The organism is Candidatus Pelagibacter bacterium nBUS_29 (assembly GCF_051200905.1).
Classification (GTDB): domain Bacteria; phylum Pseudomonadota; class Alphaproteobacteria; order Pelagibacterales; family Pelagibacteraceae; genus Pelagibacter.
The window spans coordinates 1114581-1131722 of record NZ_CP172843.1; the positions used below are offsets into that span (position 1 = coordinate 1114581).

General features: G+C 27.1%; 17 protein-coding genes. 10 read left to right on the forward strand and 7 right to left on the reverse strand.

Features of this window, described 5'->3' with window-relative positions:
- Window positions 1–24 precede the first annotated feature (24 nt).
- Genes ubiA through ACIJYA_RS06000 form a run of 5 tightly spaced genes read left to right on the forward strand, consistent with a single transcriptional unit; the run spans window position 25 to window position 5654 of the window.
- Complete coding sequence (ubiA, locus tag ACIJYA_RS05980; protein WP_435088007.1) at window positions 25–891, forward strand: 4-hydroxybenzoate octaprenyltransferase; 867 nt, start codon at window positions 25–27, stop codon at window positions 889–891.
- Between the two features lie 5 nt (window positions 892–896).
- Window positions 897–2639 carry an ABC transporter ATP-binding protein gene (locus ACIJYA_RS05985; protein WP_435088009.1) on the forward strand — a complete coding sequence of 581 codons (1743 nt, stop codon included), beginning with the start codon at window positions 897–899 and terminating at the stop codon, window positions 2637–2639.
- A complete protein-coding gene (locus tag ACIJYA_RS05990; RefSeq protein ID WP_435088010.1) occupies window positions 2639–3877 on the forward strand; it encodes a 3-deoxy-D-manno-octulosonic acid transferase in 1239 nt (412 codons plus the stop codon). The genes ACIJYA_RS05985 and ACIJYA_RS05990 overlap by 1 nt, the downstream gene beginning before the upstream one ends.
- A complete protein-coding gene (lpxK, locus tag ACIJYA_RS05995; protein ID WP_435088012.1) occupies window positions 3874–4797 on the forward strand; it encodes a tetraacyldisaccharide 4'-kinase in 924 nt (307 codons plus the stop codon). The genes ACIJYA_RS05990 and lpxK overlap by 4 nt, the downstream gene beginning before the upstream one ends.
- Entirely contained in the window at window positions 4794–5654 is an 861-nt protein-coding gene (locus ACIJYA_RS06000; protein WP_435088014.1) for a lysophospholipid acyltransferase family protein, read from the forward strand. Before lpxK ends, ACIJYA_RS06000 begins: the two co-directional genes overlap by 4 nt.
- Here ACIJYA_RS06000 and ACIJYA_RS06005 read toward each other — a convergent pair.
- Window positions 5651–5851 carry a DUF2093 domain-containing protein gene (locus ACIJYA_RS06005; RefSeq protein WP_435088016.1) on the reverse strand — a complete coding sequence of 67 codons (201 nt, stop codon included), beginning with the start codon at window positions 5849–5851 and terminating at the stop codon, window positions 5651–5653. The genes ACIJYA_RS06000 and ACIJYA_RS06005 overlap by 4 nt on opposite strands.
- 23 nt (window positions 5852–5874) lie before the next feature.
- Between ACIJYA_RS06005 and purD the strand changes: the two genes are divergently transcribed.
- Together purD and rsmD are read left to right on the forward strand one after the other, a co-directional pair.
- On the forward strand, window positions 5875–7137 hold the full coding sequence (purD, locus tag ACIJYA_RS06010; RefSeq protein WP_435088018.1) for a phosphoribosylamine--glycine ligase: 1263 nt from the start codon (window positions 5875–5877) through the stop codon (window positions 7135–7137).
- Entirely contained in the window at window positions 7137–7700 is a 564-nt protein-coding gene (gene rsmD / locus ACIJYA_RS06015) for a 16S rRNA (guanine(966)-N(2))-methyltransferase RsmD (RefSeq protein WP_435088020.1), read from the forward strand. The genes purD and rsmD overlap by 1 nt, the downstream gene beginning before the upstream one ends.
- Here the strand turns inward: rsmD and ACIJYA_RS06020 are convergent.
- The 6 genes from ACIJYA_RS06020 to ACIJYA_RS06045 all read right to left on the reverse strand — a co-directional run bounded on the left by ACIJYA_RS06020 (window position 7697) and on the right by ACIJYA_RS06045 (window position 14125).
- A complete protein-coding gene (locus tag ACIJYA_RS06020) occupies window positions 7697–8659 on the reverse strand; it encodes a glucose-6-phosphate isomerase (protein ID WP_435088021.1) in 963 nt (320 codons plus the stop codon). The two genes, rsmD and ACIJYA_RS06020, sit on opposite strands and share 4 nt — an antisense overlap.
- Before the next feature lie 190 nt (window positions 8660–8849).
- Window positions 8850–9173, reverse strand: coding sequence for a DUF3035 domain-containing protein (locus ACIJYA_RS06025; RefSeq protein ID WP_435088022.1), 324 nt, complete (start codon window positions 9171–9173; stop codon window positions 8850–8852).
- Window positions 9173–9664 (reverse strand): signal peptidase II, encoded by a 492-nt coding sequence (gene lspA, locus ACIJYA_RS06030; RefSeq protein ID WP_435088023.1) that lies wholly within the window; start codon window positions 9662–9664, stop codon window positions 9173–9175. The genes ACIJYA_RS06025 and lspA overlap by 1 nt, the downstream gene beginning before the upstream one ends.
- Window positions 9661–12393 (reverse strand): isoleucine--tRNA ligase, encoded by a 2733-nt coding sequence (gene ileS / locus ACIJYA_RS06035; protein WP_435088025.1) that lies wholly within the window; start codon window positions 12391–12393, stop codon window positions 9661–9663. Before ileS ends, lspA begins: the two co-directional genes overlap by 4 nt.
- On the reverse strand, window positions 12393–13313 hold the full coding sequence (locus ACIJYA_RS06040) for a bifunctional riboflavin kinase/FAD synthetase (RefSeq protein WP_435088026.1): 921 nt from the start codon (window positions 13311–13313) through the stop codon (window positions 12393–12395). Before ACIJYA_RS06040 ends, ileS begins: the two co-directional genes overlap by 1 nt.
- Window positions 13307–14125, reverse strand: coding sequence for a TIGR01459 family HAD-type hydrolase (locus tag ACIJYA_RS06045; protein ID WP_435088028.1), 819 nt, complete (start codon window positions 14123–14125; stop codon window positions 13307–13309). Before ACIJYA_RS06045 ends, ACIJYA_RS06040 begins: the two co-directional genes overlap by 7 nt.
- 122 nt (window positions 14126–14247) lie before the next feature.
- Here ACIJYA_RS06045 and groES point away from each other — a divergent pair, with 122 nt between their 5' ends.
- The 3 genes from groES (at window position 14248) to ACIJYA_RS06060 (ending at window position 16984) form a co-directional block, all read left to right on the forward strand.
- Window positions 14248–14538, forward strand: a complete 291-nt coding sequence (gene groES, locus ACIJYA_RS06050) for a co-chaperone GroES (protein ID WP_008546060.1) — start codon at window positions 14248–14250, stop codon at window positions 14536–14538.
- Between the two features lie 23 nt (window positions 14539–14561).
- The gene (gene groL, locus ACIJYA_RS06055) at window positions 14562–16223 is read left to right on the forward strand and encodes a chaperonin GroEL (protein ID WP_435088029.1); all 1662 of its coding nucleotides are present in this window, start codon (window positions 14562–14564) and stop codon (window positions 16221–16223) included.
- Between the two features lie 104 nt (window positions 16224–16327).
- Window positions 16328–16984 (forward strand): GNAT family N-acetyltransferase, encoded by a 657-nt coding sequence (locus tag ACIJYA_RS06060; RefSeq protein ID WP_435088031.1) that lies wholly within the window; start codon window positions 16328–16330, stop codon window positions 16982–16984.
- Window positions 16985–17142: the final 158 nt, after the last annotated feature.

Genomic DNA, 17142 nt, shown 5'->3' on the forward strand with positions numbered 1-17142 from the left:
GCCTTTGTTATTTACAAGTAAATTATGAACCAAATAAAGCTATTTATTGAGCTCACAAGATTAGGAAGGCCTATTGGTTTTATGCTTTTGTTTTGGCCATGCCTTTGGGGGCTTACAATAGTTTACGATTTAAATTTAGATTTATTAAATTATTTTTTTTATTCTGCGCTTTTTCTTTCAGGCTCAATATTAATGCGCTCAGCAGGATGTATAGTAAACGATATAGCAGATAAAAATTTTGATAAAAAAGTTGAAAGAACTAAAAATAGACCCATTGCATCTGGTAAAGTTTCTATAAAGCTTGCATCAGTATATGCTTTATTTTTATGTGGTGCTGCTTTTTTAGTATTAATCAATTTTAATAATTTCACGATCTTGATGGCTTTGATATCTATGCCATTGGCTTTTACATATCCGTTAATGAAAAGAATTACTTATTGGCCACAATTATTTTTAGGAATTACATTTAATTATGGGTTAATTTTAGCCTGGATTTCAATTTCAAACGAAATTTCAATAGTTCCAATTATATTTTATCTTGGAGCCATATTTTGGACACTAGGCTACGACACAATTTATGGGTTTCAAGATATTAAGGATGACGAGATAATAGGAGTAAAATCAACTTCAATAAAGTTTAAAAATGATCCAAAAAAATTTTTGTATATTTCATACTCTTTATTTATTTTATCCTTGTTTCTAGTAGGGATATTAATGCAATTTAAAATCTATTATTTTTTATTTATGATAATACCAACTCTGCACCTATTAGTATTTCAAGTTAAAAAATTAAATACTGGATTATCTAATGACTGTTTAACTAAATTTAAAAGTAATAATTTGTTAGGGTTAATAATTTTTATCAATATTGTTATTGGAAAATTAATATAATTAAAATGATAAAATCAAAAATATTCAAAAGACTTTATCAAGATTATACAAAAAAATTTATTGGTAAAATTTTATTAGCTGCTTTTTTTTCTATAATAGTTGCTTTAAGTACTTCGGCAACAGCTTGGCTTTTAGATCCAGCAATAGAAAAAATATTCATTAACAAAGATCAAACCTTAATTATCTTAATTCCACTTGCAATTATTATTGCCTTTAGTGCAAAAGGTATTTCTCTTTATTTTGCAAAACTTATTATGATTAATGTATCTGAGGAAATTAAAAAAATTTTACAAACAGATATGTTAAAATCTTTTATTAGGGCTGATACTGAAATTATTGAAAGTAAACACTCTGGTAAATATATTTCAAATTTAAATTTTGATGTAAATCAAATCACAAGAATGTTAGCAGAAGCATTTCTAAGTATTTTCAAAGACGGTCTTACATTAATAGGATTACTTTGTGTGATGTTTTTGCAAAACTGGAAGCTTTCCTTAATTGCAATTATCATGATTCCACTTGCCTCTATCACTGCAAAAATTTTAGGAAAAAGAATGAGTAAAATTTCAACTCAAGCACAAGAAAAATCTGGGGATTTAAATAGATATTTGATTGATCTTTTTAAAAATCATAAGATTATTAAGATTTTTCAAAGAGAAAATTATGAAGAAAATAGATCTGAATCATTTGTTAATGATTTGAAAGAAAAATCTGCAAAAATTTCAGCTGTATATATTAGATCAGCACCAGTGATGGAAATATTAACAGGTATAATGATTGCAATTTTGATATTTTATTCTGGAAAATTGATCATTAGCGGTGAGATTGCGATAAATAATTTTTTTTCATTTCTTGCAGCAATGATGCTAGCTTATCAACCTGTAAAAACACTTACTAAAGTTAATATTTCAATATCACAGGGTTTTGCTGCTGCAGAAAGAATTCTACCAATTATAGATATTGAAAATAAAATTAATTTCAATGAAGATAAAGATAGATTGGTAATTTCAAATGGAAATATAATTTTTGAAGATGTTGACTTTACCTATAAGTCCAATCTGAATAATAAGGTCCTTCAAAATATTAATGCAAAATTTACTGGTGGTAAAATGACCGCGTTAGTTGGTCATAGTGGATCTGGTAAATCAACATTATTGAACATGATACCAATAATTTATGCCCCAACTAATGGTGCTATACATATAGACAATCAAGATATATCAGAATTTAATTTAGCATCTTTAAGAAGTGAAATATCCATTGTAGATCAAAACACAACATTATTTGACGATACAGTCTTAAACAACATTAAATATGCTAGACCAGAAGCTAGCAATGAAGAAGTTTTGGAGGCTGCAAAACAATCGATGTGTAAAGAGTTTATTGATAATTTAGAGAATGGTTATGAAACCATGATAGGTGAAAATGGAGTAAAATTATCTGGTGGAGAAAAACAGAGACTTTCAATAGCAAGGGCTTTTTTAAAGAAAAGTAAAATAATATTATTAGATGAGGCGACTTCATCATTAGACTCTGAAACTGAAGAAAAAATTCAAAAAGCATTAAGTCAGTTAATTTTAAATAAAACTACTATTGTAATTGCACACAGGTTATCAACAATTCTTAATTCAGATAATATATATGTAGTCGATAAAGGTAAAATTATTGACTCAGGAAAACATGAGGAGCTTTTAGCTCAATCAAAAATTTATAAAAATTTTTATGAACATCAAATTAAAAAAAATTAATGTATTTTTTTTACAATATATTTACCAACTTAATAATTATAATATCGCCTATAATCATTTTTTTTCGAGTAATTAATGGTAAGGAAGATATAAAAAGAGTTCAAGAGAAATTTTGTATATATTCTCAAAAAGAAAATAAAAAAAAAATTTGGTTACATGCAGCTAGTGTTGGTGAGCTAATGAGTATAGTTCCAATTATTAGAAAATTAGAAAAAAATAAAAAAATAAATAATATTTTATTAACAACATCCACAACTAGTTCTGCAAAAATTTTTAAAAAACTTAGATTAAAAAAAACATCACATGTATATTTTCCATTAGATAATAATTATATTGTAAAGAAGTTTATTAAATACTGGCAACCAGAATTAGCAATTTTTATAGACTCAGAAATATGGCCAAATATGATCAAAAATTTACATTTGAAAAATATTCCAATCATAATTATGAATGCTAGAATTACAGAACGTAGTTTTAACAAGTGGCAAATTTTTCCAAATTTTGCAAACCAAGTATTTAATAAAATATCATTAGCATTACCTCAAAATGTAGAGACCTTTAAATATCTCAAATTGTTAAAAGTTAAAAATATAGAGGTTGCAGGTAATTTAAAATATTTTGGTGAAAAAAATAATCAAGATCATGCTAACAAACCATTAAAAGATAAGTTCAAAAATGTTAAGGTATGGTGTGCTGCTAGTACACACAACACTGAAGAGATATTGATTGGTAAATTACATAAAAATTTAAAAAAAAAGGAAAAAAAATTAATCACCATAATAATTCCAAGACATATTAGTAGGACTAGTAAAATTATAGGTGATTTGAATACACTAGGTCTTAAAATTATCACTCATTCTTCTAAAAAAGAAATACAAAAAGACACAGACATATATTTAGTTGATAGCTACGGTGAGTCATCTAAGTTTTATGATTTAACAAATGTGACTTTTGTTGGTGGCTCAATAATAAAACATGGTGGTCAAAACCCTCTAGAACCTGCAAGATTGGGGAATTACATTATAAATGGACCCAATGTAAAAAACTTCAAAGAAATATATGCTTTTTTGAATAAGCTTAAAATGTCATCACCAACCTCTAATATTTCATCTATGGAAAAAATAATATTTAAAAAATTAAACAGTAAAAATGCCAATCAAAATATAGAAAAAATTATAAAAATAGGAAATGATGTACTTGAAAAAAATTTATTTTATATAAATAAATATTTAATATGAAATTAATCAAACCAAAATTTTGGCAAACAAAAAATTTTATTTCATTTATACTTTATCCTCTATCTCTAATTACATATTTAATTAATATTTCAAAAATACTTTTTATTAAGAAAAAATTTGCAATTAAAACTATATGCATTGGTAATATTTTTGTAGGTGGCACAGGCAAAACATCCTTGGCAATAGAAATAAATGAATTACTTTGTAAAAAATTTAAGACTGTATTTATAAAAAAAAAATATAAAAATCAGCTAGACGAAATAGATTTACTAAAAAATAAAGGAAAAATTATATCATCAGATAATAGAAGGAATGCTCTATTAACAGCTACAAAAAAAAATTATGAAGTAGCAATACTAGATGATGGATTACAACAAAAAAACATTAATTATGATCTAAAAATTGTATGCTTTAATTCAGAAGATGCTCTTGGAAATGAATTTATGCTTCCAGCTGGGCCTTTAAGAGAGAACATAAATGCAATTAATAAATATGATTTAATCTTTGTAAACGGAGAAAGAAAAAATTATAAACTTTTGTCTAAGCTTAAATCTATCAATCAAAAATTGAAAATTTTTGAGGGAAAATACAAGCCATTAAATTTAAAAAAATTTAATTTAAAAAAAAAATATTTAATGTTTTGTGGTATTGGAAATCCACATGAATTTGAGAAAACTTTACTTAAATATAAATTTGATATTTGTGAAAAAATAATTTTTCCTGATCATCATAAGCTTACACAAATTGAACTTAAAGAATTAAAAGACAAAGCTAAAAAGGGAAATTTTACAATAATAACAACTGAAAAAGATTTTTTTAGATTAAATAAAATTGAAAGAAAAAATATAAAATTTTTAAAAATTAAGTTAGAAATTAATGATAAAAAAAATTTTAAAAAAACTTTGCTATCAAAATTATGAAAAAATTAGTTTACCTTATTGAATTTATTTTAATTAAAATTTTGTTTATTTTATTTAAATTAATTGGTTATCGATTTTCATCAAACCTTGGTTTTTTTATTGGAAAAACTATAGGCCCAATATTTAGATCAAAAAAATTAATCATTCAAAATTTAAGGAAGGCAAACATTAAAAATCATAATAATCCTAATAAAATTGCCTCAAATGTTCTGGGTAATTATGGTAGAATTTTTTCTGAATACGTCTATTTAGAAAAATTTAGAAATAATGATTTAAAAAAATATGTCTCAATAGAAGGCTTCGAATATCTAGAAAATTTAAAAAAGAACAATAAAAAAGCTGTTTTTATTTCAGGTCATTTTAATAATTTTGAACTGATGGCAATGGAAATTGAAAAAGCTGGTATTGAACTTGCTACAATCTATAGACCATTAAATAATATCTTTTTAAATAAGACTATGGAAAAAATTAGAAAAGAAAATATTTGTAGAAACCAAATTAAAAAAGGAAGAGCTGGAAGTCGTGAAATTATTAAAAATTTAATTAAAGGTAAATCAATAGCTTTAATGATTGATCAAAGAGTTAGAGAAGGTGAAAAAGTTAAATTTTTTGATAATCTTGCAACAACTACAACTATACCTGCTCAACTAATAAAGAAATATAATTGTGAATTAGTTCCTATTTATATTGAGCGTTATAAAAAAAATTATTTTAAAATTTATGTTTCAAAACCAATCAAGGTAAATAAATCAAAATCTATCTTAGAAATTACTGAGTTTCTTAATAAAGTTCTTGAAAAAATGATTTTAAAAAATGTAGATCAGTGGATATGGACCCATGATAGATGGAAAAGTTAATTATTTATTTCGTCTTTTTCTCTCTTAATTGAAGACTCAACATAGGAAAAATAAGCCTCTTGTTTATCTACATTCCAATAATTTAAATTTTCTAAAGGTATTTTCTTTTGTGAAATAGCACAAATTACGTGATCACCTTCCTCAATAATTTGAAAATTATTTGGCATATATTTTAATTTAGCTAATTTATTTTTCATCTATAAGATATATAAATATTATTATGAAAATTGCAATTATAGGTAGTGGTGGTAGAGAGCACGCTTTTGCAGCTACAATATCTAAATCTCCTAATGTAAAAGAAATTTTTTGTATTCCTGGGAACGCTGGAACTTCACAAATTACAACTAACGTTGAGCTAGATATTAATGAATTTGATAAAATATACAAATTTATAAATGACAACTCAGTAGATTTAGTTGTTGTAGGTCCAGAACAACCTTTGGTAAATGGAATCGTTGATTATTTAGAAAAGCTGAACATAAAAGTATTTGGTCCAAATAAAATTGCTTCTCAACTCGAAGGTTCTAAAATTTTCACAAAAAAGCTTTGTCAGCAATACAATATTCCAACCGCCAACTTTGGTATTTTTGAAAATAGAATTGATGCAAAAAAATTTTTAAAACATACAAAATATCCAAATGTAATAAAAGCAGATAACCTTGCGGCAGGCAAAGGTGTTTATATTTGTAATAATGAACAAGAAAGTTTCATGGCCGTTGAAGAAATATTTGATGGAAAATTTGGCAAAGCTAAAAATGTGCTTATAGAGGAATTTCTTAAAGGGGAAGAAATGAGCTATTTTATAATTAGTGATGGAAGCACTTTTAAAGCATTCGAAACTGCCCAAGATCATAAACGGGCTCTTGAAGGAGATAATGGAAAAAATACTGGTGGGATGGGAGCCTATTCACCTTCAAGACTAATAAACAATGATTTAGAAGATAAAATTTTAAGTAAGATTATTAAACCTACTCTTAAAGGGCTTTCAGATCTTGGGACTGAATATAAAGGTTTTTTATATGCTGGTTTAATGATAGTTGAAAACGAACCCTATTTGATTGAATACAATGTCAGAATGGGAGATCCTGAATGTCAAACTATTCTTCCGAAGTTAAAAACTGATTTAGTAGAAATACTTGAAGCTTGTTGTGAAAGAAAACTTGCACAAAAAGATATTCATTGGGTTAATAAAAAAAGCTTATGCGTTGTTTTATGCTCTAAAGGATATCCAGATGCCTACAAAAAAAATGTTTTAATAAATAATCTTGAAAATTTTAATTTAGATAAAGACAACTTCGTATTTCATGCTGGGACTAAAAGAGGAGATAATAAAATATATGCTACTGGCGGTCGTGTGCTAAATTTTATCTCACTCTCAGATGATTTTTTAAAAGCAAGAAATGAAGTACATCAATGTCTAAAAAAATTAGATTGGAATGGTGGATTTTATAGAAGAGATATTGGTTTTAAAGTAATTGATTAATGAGAATCATTAGCGGTAAATTTAAGGGAAAAAAACTACTTGAACCTAAAGATAAAGAAACAAGGCCTTTAAAAGATCTTACAAAAGAATCTATATTCAACATCATCAATCATTCAAATAAGTTTTCAATAGATATTAAAAAAGCTCACGTTTTAGATTTATTTTCTGGAGTAGGTTCTTTTGGTATAGAATGTCTTTCCCAAGGTGCGAGTCATGTGACATTTATAGAAAAGTATGAAGAAGTTTTGCCTATTCTCAAAAAGAATTTAGATAATTTAAAGTCAAAAATTAATTATGAAATTATTGATGCAGATATTTTAAATAAATTTGAATTTAAAAGTTTAAAATCAAGATATGATGTTATTTTTTTAGATCCTCCTTATAAAGAACGAGCCTTAGAAGATATTCTAAATAAAATAATTAAAAACAATACTCTTAAAGATAATGGTATAATTATTATCCATAGGCATAAAAAAGAAATTGATATATTTCCAGAAGATTTTTATTTAATTGATCAAAAAAAATATGGAATTTCAAAAATTATATTTGGATCTTACTTTTAGAGTAGAATTTTCTTAGTTTCTTTTTTAATAAGTTCTACTGCTGGCTGATCATATGGGTTAATCTTTAAAGCTTTACCAATCAATATTGTTTCAAGGATAAAAAAACAAAAAAGTTCACCTAGTGTTTTTTCATCTCTTTTTTTTATTTCAAAACTTCTAAAGGGAATATTTTTATTTTTAAAAACAATTTCTGTAGCTTTTTTTTGGGCAAACATAATTTGGTTAATATCCTTGTTTTTTAAAAACTTTTGCTCCAACAAAACTGAATCATTATTTATTTTTGAAGAGTTTTTTTCTTGTGAATAAAAAAGAGTAAAAAAATTATTCTTAAAACCATCAAGGTATAATTGCATCACACTATGATTATCTTTTGGCATAACTGAAATAATAGGAAGTATGCCATTATTTTCTTTTCCAAGACTTTCAGCTACTAATTGTTGATACCAATTAAATAAATTAGTTGATTGTTCATCGTAATTAATAACAACAGAATTAAATTTTTTTGCTCTCAGAAAATAAATTGTAGCTTCTACATTTGAAACTAATGCTCTCATAAAATATTTATTTTTTACTAAATTATTTAATTGCCTGAAGTTTTTATAATTTAATCCCATTAATTCTGCCGGTAACATTCCAACCTCGGATAAAACAGAATACCTTCCTCCTATATAATTATTATGATCAACAATGTCTGCTTTTAATTTTTGTGCGAGTAAACTTAAATAGCTTTCTTTTTTTTCTGTTATAAATAAATTTTTGTCTTTTTTCCTAACTAAAATATTTGCATTTACTATAGTTTCAATTGTGTTTCCTGATTTAGATATAATCAAATTATTAAGATTTTTTTTTCCTTTTTTATTTTCAAAAGCATTTAAATTATCAACAAATATAAATTTTTTTTTTATTTTTTTCTTTAAAAAATCATAAATTGCTTGAGCTCCAAGCGTGGATCCCCCCATTCCTATAATTCTGTAATCTAATTTTTTATTAAAATTTTTAATATTTTTTTTATTAAAACTATCTTTATAAAATTTTGAAAGTGAATGAATTACTTGATTTTTTTCGCTTAAAATTAAATTTAAGTTTTTTTTAATTGTTAAATTTTTTTTTTTATTAAAAAATTTTTAAAACTTATATTTTTAGTAAACATTAATTATTTTTGATTTTATCCAGTATTGACTGTTCAAAATTTTTATCAGACTCAATGTTTTCTAATTTTTCAATATCATTATTATTTTCGGTAATTAAAGATTCAATATTATTTGTTTGATTTTCTTTATCTATTTTTTGATTTGATGGTATTGGCAATTCTTCAAAGCTTGGTGGCATTGAAAGAGGAGATTTTTTTTCAACTAAGAATTCTTCAGATGTATTTTTATTCTGTGGATCAAATGCTTTTTGAACAGAACCACAATTTGAAAGCAAAATAGTACTTATAATTAGTAAAATAGAAAATTTATTATTCTTTATCATTATTTTTCTGTCTCATTGTTTGCTAGCTCTAAAACAATCATGCTAATCACGCCTAATGTTATAAATATATCTGATACATTAAAAATAAACCAATGAAAATTTCCAACATGAAAGTCTATAAAATCTGGCACAGCATTATAAAAAATCCTATCATGTAAGTTACCTAATGCACCACCAACAATCATTAGTAACGAATATCTCTTAAAACCCTGATTTTTTAGTGACATTATAACCAGTATGACAACTATTATTGAAATTAATAAACTTAAAATATTGTATAGATATGCTTCATTAAAAGAGAATAAGCCAAACGCAATCCCTTTATTCCAAATTAACACAATGTTTAAATAAGAAGAATTAAAGATATCTGATCCAAGATTATTTTTATCTAATTGAATGACGAATATTTTTGTTAGTCGATCTAAAAAATAAATTAAAGTTATTATTGAAAAACTAATATAAAAATTTTTACTTAAAAATTTAAATATCATTCAGAATGTTTTGGACAAGTTTTTCTTGAACATGCCTCTTTGGTAATTTTCCAGCATACTTGACATTTTAAACCTTCTGCCTTCATAGTTTGAACTTTTGTCTCAGAATTTTCTAAATAAGAAACTTCTGCACTTGAAGTAATACAAAGTTCTGAAAAATCTACATCTTTTGAAATGTCATTTAGTTTTTTATCTAAATTAATTTTTAAACTTGCTTCTAAACTTGATCCAATTTCTTTAGTTGCTCTTTTTTCCTCAATACTAATATTGCAAACATTCCTAATTTTAATAAGCTCTAACCATTTTTGATTTAAATTTTCATTTTTGAAACTTATCGGAAACTCTAAAAATTTTGTTAAATGAATGCTTTTATTATCATTCAGTATTAACCTATATATCTCTTCTGTAGTAAAGGATAGAATTGGTGCAAACCATTTTAATAATGAGTTAAGAATAACATTTAATAATATAATTGTGGATTGTCTTTTTTTAGAATCTATGGAATCACAGTATAAAGAGTCTTTTCGAATATCAAAATAAAATGCCGATAGATCTACAGTACAAAAATTTAATAATTCTTTATAAAGATTATGAAAATCATAATTATTAAAATAATTTTTAAAATTTTCATTTAGAGAATAAATTTTATGAAGCATAAATTGTTCCAATTCTGGCAGTTCAGATAAATTTATTTTTTCCAGGTCAATTTCTTCAAAATTATCATTAAGATTTCCAAGCAAATATCTAAATGTATTTCTTATTTTTCTATAAGAGTCCGCATGCTGATCTAGAATTGAATGATCAATTCTTAAATCCTCTGCATAGTTAGATGAAGCTACCCAAATTCTCAAAATATCAGCGCCATATTTTTTCAAAATATCTTCAGGGGCAATTACATTTCCAAGTGATTTTGACATTTTTAGTCCTTTTCCATCAACAACAAAACCATGTGATAAAATTGATTCGAATGGAGCTTTCCCTCTTGTTCCACAAGACTCAAGAAGTGACGAATGAAACCATCCTCTGTGCTGATCAGAGCCTTCAAGATACATCGATGCTGGCCATTTTAAATCTTCTCTTTTTTCTAAAACAAACGAGTGAGTAGATCCACTATCAAACCATACTTCAACAATATCACTCAACTTTTCATAATCTTCTGACTTATATTTTTCACCTAAAAATCTTTGTGGATTGTCTGAAAACCAACAATCAGAACCTTCTTTTTCATAAATGTTTGCTATATTTTCATTTACTTCGTCATCGACTAAGATCTCTTTAGTTTTCTTATTAACAAAAATTGGAAGAGGAACCCCCCAAACTCTTTGTCTTGAAACACACCAGTCAGGTCTAGTTTCAATCATAGATCTTAATCTTTCTTTTCCTTTGCTTGGATAAAACGTAGTTACATCAAGAGCTTTTAAAGCTGTCTCTCTCAATTTATGACTTTCCATTGATATAAACCATTGTGGCGTTGCTCTATGTACCAATGGAGCCTTAGATCTCCATGAATGAGGATAAGAATGTGTCAGCTCACCATTTGATAGTAATTTTTTTTGTTCTTTGAGTTTTTCAATAATAATTGGATTGGCTTTAAAAATATGATTACCTTCAAATAAATGGACGTTCTTAGTATATTTTCCATCACCATCCACTGTTTCAATAGCTTTAATTCCATGGTTTAAACATAAATTAAAATCATCAGGTCCATGACTTGGTGCACAATGAACGATACCTGTTCCCTGCTCTGTTGTTACAAATCTTGCTTCTAACATTGGAATATCAAATTCATATCCCAAATCAAAAAAAGGGTGACTGCAGATTGTATTTTTTAAATCTTTACCTTTAAATTTTTTTATCTCTTTAAAATCTTTTATTTCACAATCTTTAATGACAGAGTCCAACAAAGCTTCTGCTACAACTATTTTTCGATTTTGAAAATCACCATCATCATTTAATTGTATCAACACATAATCAAGGGCCTCATTATACGCTAAAGCTTTATTGGCAGGTATTGTCCATGGAGTTGTTGTCCAAATAACAATCTCACTTCCCTCAAGCTCTTTGATGTTAGATGATTTAACAGTAAAAGATGTGTAGATGGTATCAGATTTATGATCTTGATATTCAACTTCTGCATCTGCAAGTGCAGTTTTTTCAACTGTTGACCACAAGACTGGTTTAAATCCTCTATATAAACTACCTTCTTTTAGAAATTTTCCTAATTCTCTTACAATTTGAGCTTCTGCATCATAACTCATTGTAGAGTAATAATTTTCCCAGTCACCTATAACGCCAAGTCGTTTAAATTGTCCTTTGTGAACTTCAATCCACTTTTCTGCAAATGATCTGCATTCCTTTCTAAACTCAACTATTGGAACTTCATTTTTATTTTTTTTATTTTTTTTATACTGCTCTTCTATTTTCCACTCAATTGGTAAACCGTGACAATCCCATCCCGGAACATATATCGAGTCTTTTCCATCCATTTGATGAAATTTTACTATAATGTCTTTTAAAATTTTATTTAAAGCAGTACCCATATGTATATTGCCATTTGCATACGGAGGGCCATCATGTAAGACAAACTTTTCTTTGCCTTTGCTAGATTTTCTAAGCTCCTGATAAAGATTAATTTTTTTCCAATATTTTAAGATTTCTGGCTCTCTTACTGGTAAATTAGCCTTCATAGAAAAAGCTGTCTTTGGAAGATTAATTTGTGAATTGCTCATTATGCTTTCTTTGCTATTTTTAAATCTAATTTAATTTGAGATCTCAACTTGTTAATATTTTTAAATTTTTTCTCTTTTCTTATAAATTTTAAAAACTTAACTGATAAGTACTTATTATAAAGATTTCCAGAAAAATTAAACAAATGAACCTCTAGTAGGATTTTTTTTTGATTAAATGTTGGTCTAAAACCAAGATTTGCTATTCCTTTAAGAGTTTTGGAATTATTCTTCCTTAAAACACTTACCGCATACACACCTGGTTTAGCTAGGACATAATCTTTGATGTCTATATTGCATGTTGGAAAACCAATTTTTTTTCCAATTTGTCTACCTTTTTGAACCATCCCATTAATAGACCATTTTCTATCTAATAATTTATTAGCTCTTTCTAAAAAACCTTTTTCCAGATAGCTTCTAATTAAAGAGGATGAAACTATCTTTTTATTAACTAAAAAAGGTTTTGGTTTAATAACTTGGTAATTATACTTATGTTCATTTTGAACTAAAAATTTTACATCTCCTTCCCTTTTATTTCCAAACCTGAAGTTATTACTAACAAATATAAATCTTGCTTTTAATTTTTTTGATAAAATATTTTTTATAAAATTGATTGATTTTGTTTTTGAAAAAGTTTTATCAAATTTTTTAGTTACTATAAAATCAACTCCAAGATTATTTAATAAATCAAATTTTTGAGTTACACTTGATAGTCTAAAATTTTTTAAAGTTTTATTAAAAAACATTTTTGGCATTGGATCAAAATTAATCACACCAATTTTTAAATTATATTCTTTCTTGTATGTTTGGGCTAATTTAAACAATTTTAGATGACCCAAATGTACGCCGTCAAAGTTACCAATTAAAATTATTGATCCTTTATGATTTTTATTAATATCAAAATTTTTATATAATTTTACCATATTAAATCTGACTGCATAAAATTAACAATTGACTCATATTGTTTTGATATTTTTTCTATTCCGTTATCTCTTATTTCATTTTTATGTACTCCATTAGAAATTAATAATGAGTCATAATTTAAAAGGTTTGCTCCCTTAATATCAGTATTAAGGTTATCTCCAATTGATAAAATTTTTTTATCCTTATTGTCTATTGATTGATTATAAACTTCTGGATAAGGCTTACCAAAATAAACAATCTCTCCTCCCATTTTTTCAAATACCATTGCAACAGATCCAGCGCATAATTCTCTTCTATTTCCTTTATCAACTATTAAATCAGGATTTGTACAAATCATCTTTTTGTCAATGTGGTTTTCTAATAAATTTTTATAATAATTTAAATCTTGATCATAATCATCAAACAAACCTGTGCATAAAAAATATTGGCATTTATCAATTTCTTTGGATTTATTGCTTCTAAAGTCATTAAATAAATCAAAATCTCTAGGTGGACCAATATGATAAAATCTTTTTAAAGAATAAAATTTCTTAAGATAATTTAGTGCTGCTTCACCTGAAGTAAATACTTTATCTCTAAATTTCTCATCTAATCCCATTTTTTTTAAAAATTCTTTAACCGGCTGGATGGGTCTTGGTGCGTTCGTTAATAAAACAAAATTTTTATTAATCTCTAATAGTTTTTTAAGGGTAAAAATTGCACCTTCATGAAGTTTAATGCCATTATGAATTACTCCCCATAGATCTATATAAAAGAGATCATAATTTTCAGCAATTGACTGCAAACCTTCAGAATCTAAATTTTTAGTCATATTTTAAGGTATAAACCATAAAATCCTTAATTTCCTAAGATTTTTCACAACTTATTTCTCAAATTATCTTGAAAAAGTTTAGTCAGTATCTATATGAAGCTCATATTTAATAAGGAGAATTTATGAAGTTTAAACCGTTACATGACAGAGTATTAATCGAAGTTTTAGACAGCAGTGAAAAAACTGCTGGTGGAATAATCATCCCAGATACAGCTCAAGAAAAACCTCAAGAAGGTAAAGTTGTTGCTGTTGGTGGTGGAGCTAAAACAGAAGATGGAAAATTAATTCCAATGGATGTTAAAGTTGGGGACAAAGTTTTATTTGGCAAGTGGTCAGGAACTGAAGTCAAAATTGATGGCAAAGAATACAGCATAATGAAAGAGTCAGACATTATGGGTATTTCAGGAAAATAATTTAATTTAAAGGAGAGAGTAAAATGGCAAAAATAATTAAATTTGACGCTGAAGCAAGAGCGGCAATGATGAGAGGTGTCAATATTTTAGCTGATACCGTTAAAGTTACTTTAGGTCCAAAAGGCAGAAATGTTGTAATGGATAAATCTTATGGTGCACCAAGAATTACTAAAGATGGTGTTTCTGTTGCTAAAGAAATTGATCTTGAGGATAAATTTGAAAACATGGGTGCTCAGATGGTTAAGGAAGTTGCTAGCAAAACTAATGAAGAAGCTGGTGATGGTACAACTACTGCAACTATTTTAGCTCAAGCAATTGTAAAAGAAGGTATTAAGTATGTAACTGCTGGCATGAATCCAATGGATGTTAAAAGAGGAATTGATGCAGCTGTTGAAAATGTAAAAGAAAACTTAATTTCTTCAGCAAAAAAAGTAAAAGATAGTGATGAAATAGCTCAAGTAGGAACAATTTCTGCAAATGGTGATAAAGAAATTGGAACAATGATTGCTAAAGCAATGCAAAAAGTTGGTAACGAAGGTGTTATTACTGTTGAAGAAGCTAAAGGAATTGAAACTGAATTAGATGTTGTTGAGGGTATGCAATTTGATAGAGGATATCTATCTCCATACTTCATCACTAATAGTGATAAAATGACGACTGAGTTAGATAATCCTTACATCTTATTACATGAAAGTAAATTAACTAACTTACAACCAATGGTTCCATTATTAGAAGCTGTTGTACAATCAGGCAGACCGTTAATGATTATCTCTGAAGATGTTGAAGGAGAAGCGTTAGCTACTTTAGTTGTAAACAAACTTAGAGGTGGACTAAAAGTTGTAGCTGTTAAAGCTCCAGGATTTGGTGATAGAAGAAAAGCTATGCTTGAAGATATCGCTATACTAACTGGTGGCCAAGTAATTTCTCAAGACTTAGGAATTAAACTTGAAAATGTTAAACTTGAAGACCTTGGATCTTGTAAAAAGATTAAAGTTGATAAAGATAACAGTACAATCGTTAGTGGTAGTGGTAAAAAATCAGATATCGCTGCAAGATGTGACTCAATCAAAAAACAAGTTGATGAAACAACATCAGATTACGATAGAGAAAAACTTCAAGAAAGACTTGCTAAATTAGCAGGTGGTGTTGCAGTTATCAAAGTTGGTGGTGCAACAGAAGTTGAGGTTAAAGAAAGAAAAGATAGAGTTGAAGATGCTTTAAATGCAACTAGAGCCGCTGTTGAAGAAGGTATTGTAACAGGTGGTGGTTGTGCTCTTCTATATGCTGCGCAAGATCTTGAAAAACTTAAAGTAAAAGGTGATGATCAAAAAGCAGGTGTGGAACTTGTAAGAAAAGCACTTGAAGCACCTATAAGACAAATTACTAAAAATGCTGGTGTAGATGGTTCAGTAGTAGTTGGCAAATTGTTAGAGCAGAAAAAAACATCATATGGTTATGATGCTCAAAGCGAAGAGTACTGCGATATGTTTGCAAAAGGTATCATTGACCCAGTTAAGGTTGTGAGAACTGCTCTTCAAGATGCTGCTTCTATCTCTGGATTATTAGTTACTACAGAAGCTATGATTGCTGACAAACCTGAGGAAAAAGATGCTGGTGGTGGAATGCCTGCTGGTATGCCTGGTGGAATGGGCGGCATGGGTGGTATGGGTGGAATGGGAATGTAATACGGTTCCCCGACCAGAACGCTCTAAGTACAAGAGTTAAACAAATTAGAAACCCTCAGAAAAAAGTTTCTGGGGGTTTTTTGTTTTTGAGATATAAATTCAAAATGTTAGGAAAAAAAATAAAATTTATAATTCCAAATGTACCTGGTAAAGAATTTCTAAAAGGTAAATTTGTAATCCTAGAACCAGTCAATCCAGCGAAACACGGTAAAGATTTATTTGAAACATTTAGTTTAGATAAAAAAGGTTTGTTATGGAAATATATGCCAGATGGACCCTTTAAAAATTTAAAACAATTAAATCACTATTTAAAAAGTACAGATTGTTTTTTTTACGCCATTTACTCAAAAAGACATAAAAAATATTGTGGATTAGCATCTTATCTAAGAATACAACCAAAAGTAGGCTCAATAGAAGTTGGTTATATAACTTATTCTCCAATTTTAAGAAAAACAGTTGAAGCAACTGAGACGATGTATTTAATGATGAAGAATGTGTTTGAGACACTTAAATACAGAAGATATGAATGGAAATGTAATAATGGGAATGCAAAATCCAAAAATGCTGCTTTAAGATTAGGATTTAAATTTGAAGGTGTGTTTAGACAAGCAGCAGTAATTAAAGGAAGAAATAGAGATACTGCTTGGTTTTCCGTTATTGACAAAGAATGGAAAAAATTAAAAAAAGGTTATTTAAGATATTTCGCAAATAAAAATTTAGATAAAAATTTTAAGCAAAAGAAAAGTTTAAAATTTAGTTAGTTGCTTTTGAGTTCCTTTTGAATTCATTACTAAAAGTGATGAACAGTGATGAACAATTTTAAGAAAACATAAGTAAATCAATAATTGTTGAACTGCTTAAATAGAATGTAATCCCGCTCTTTTCTAAAAAGAAATTTAAAGGCCATCTTTTTAGATGG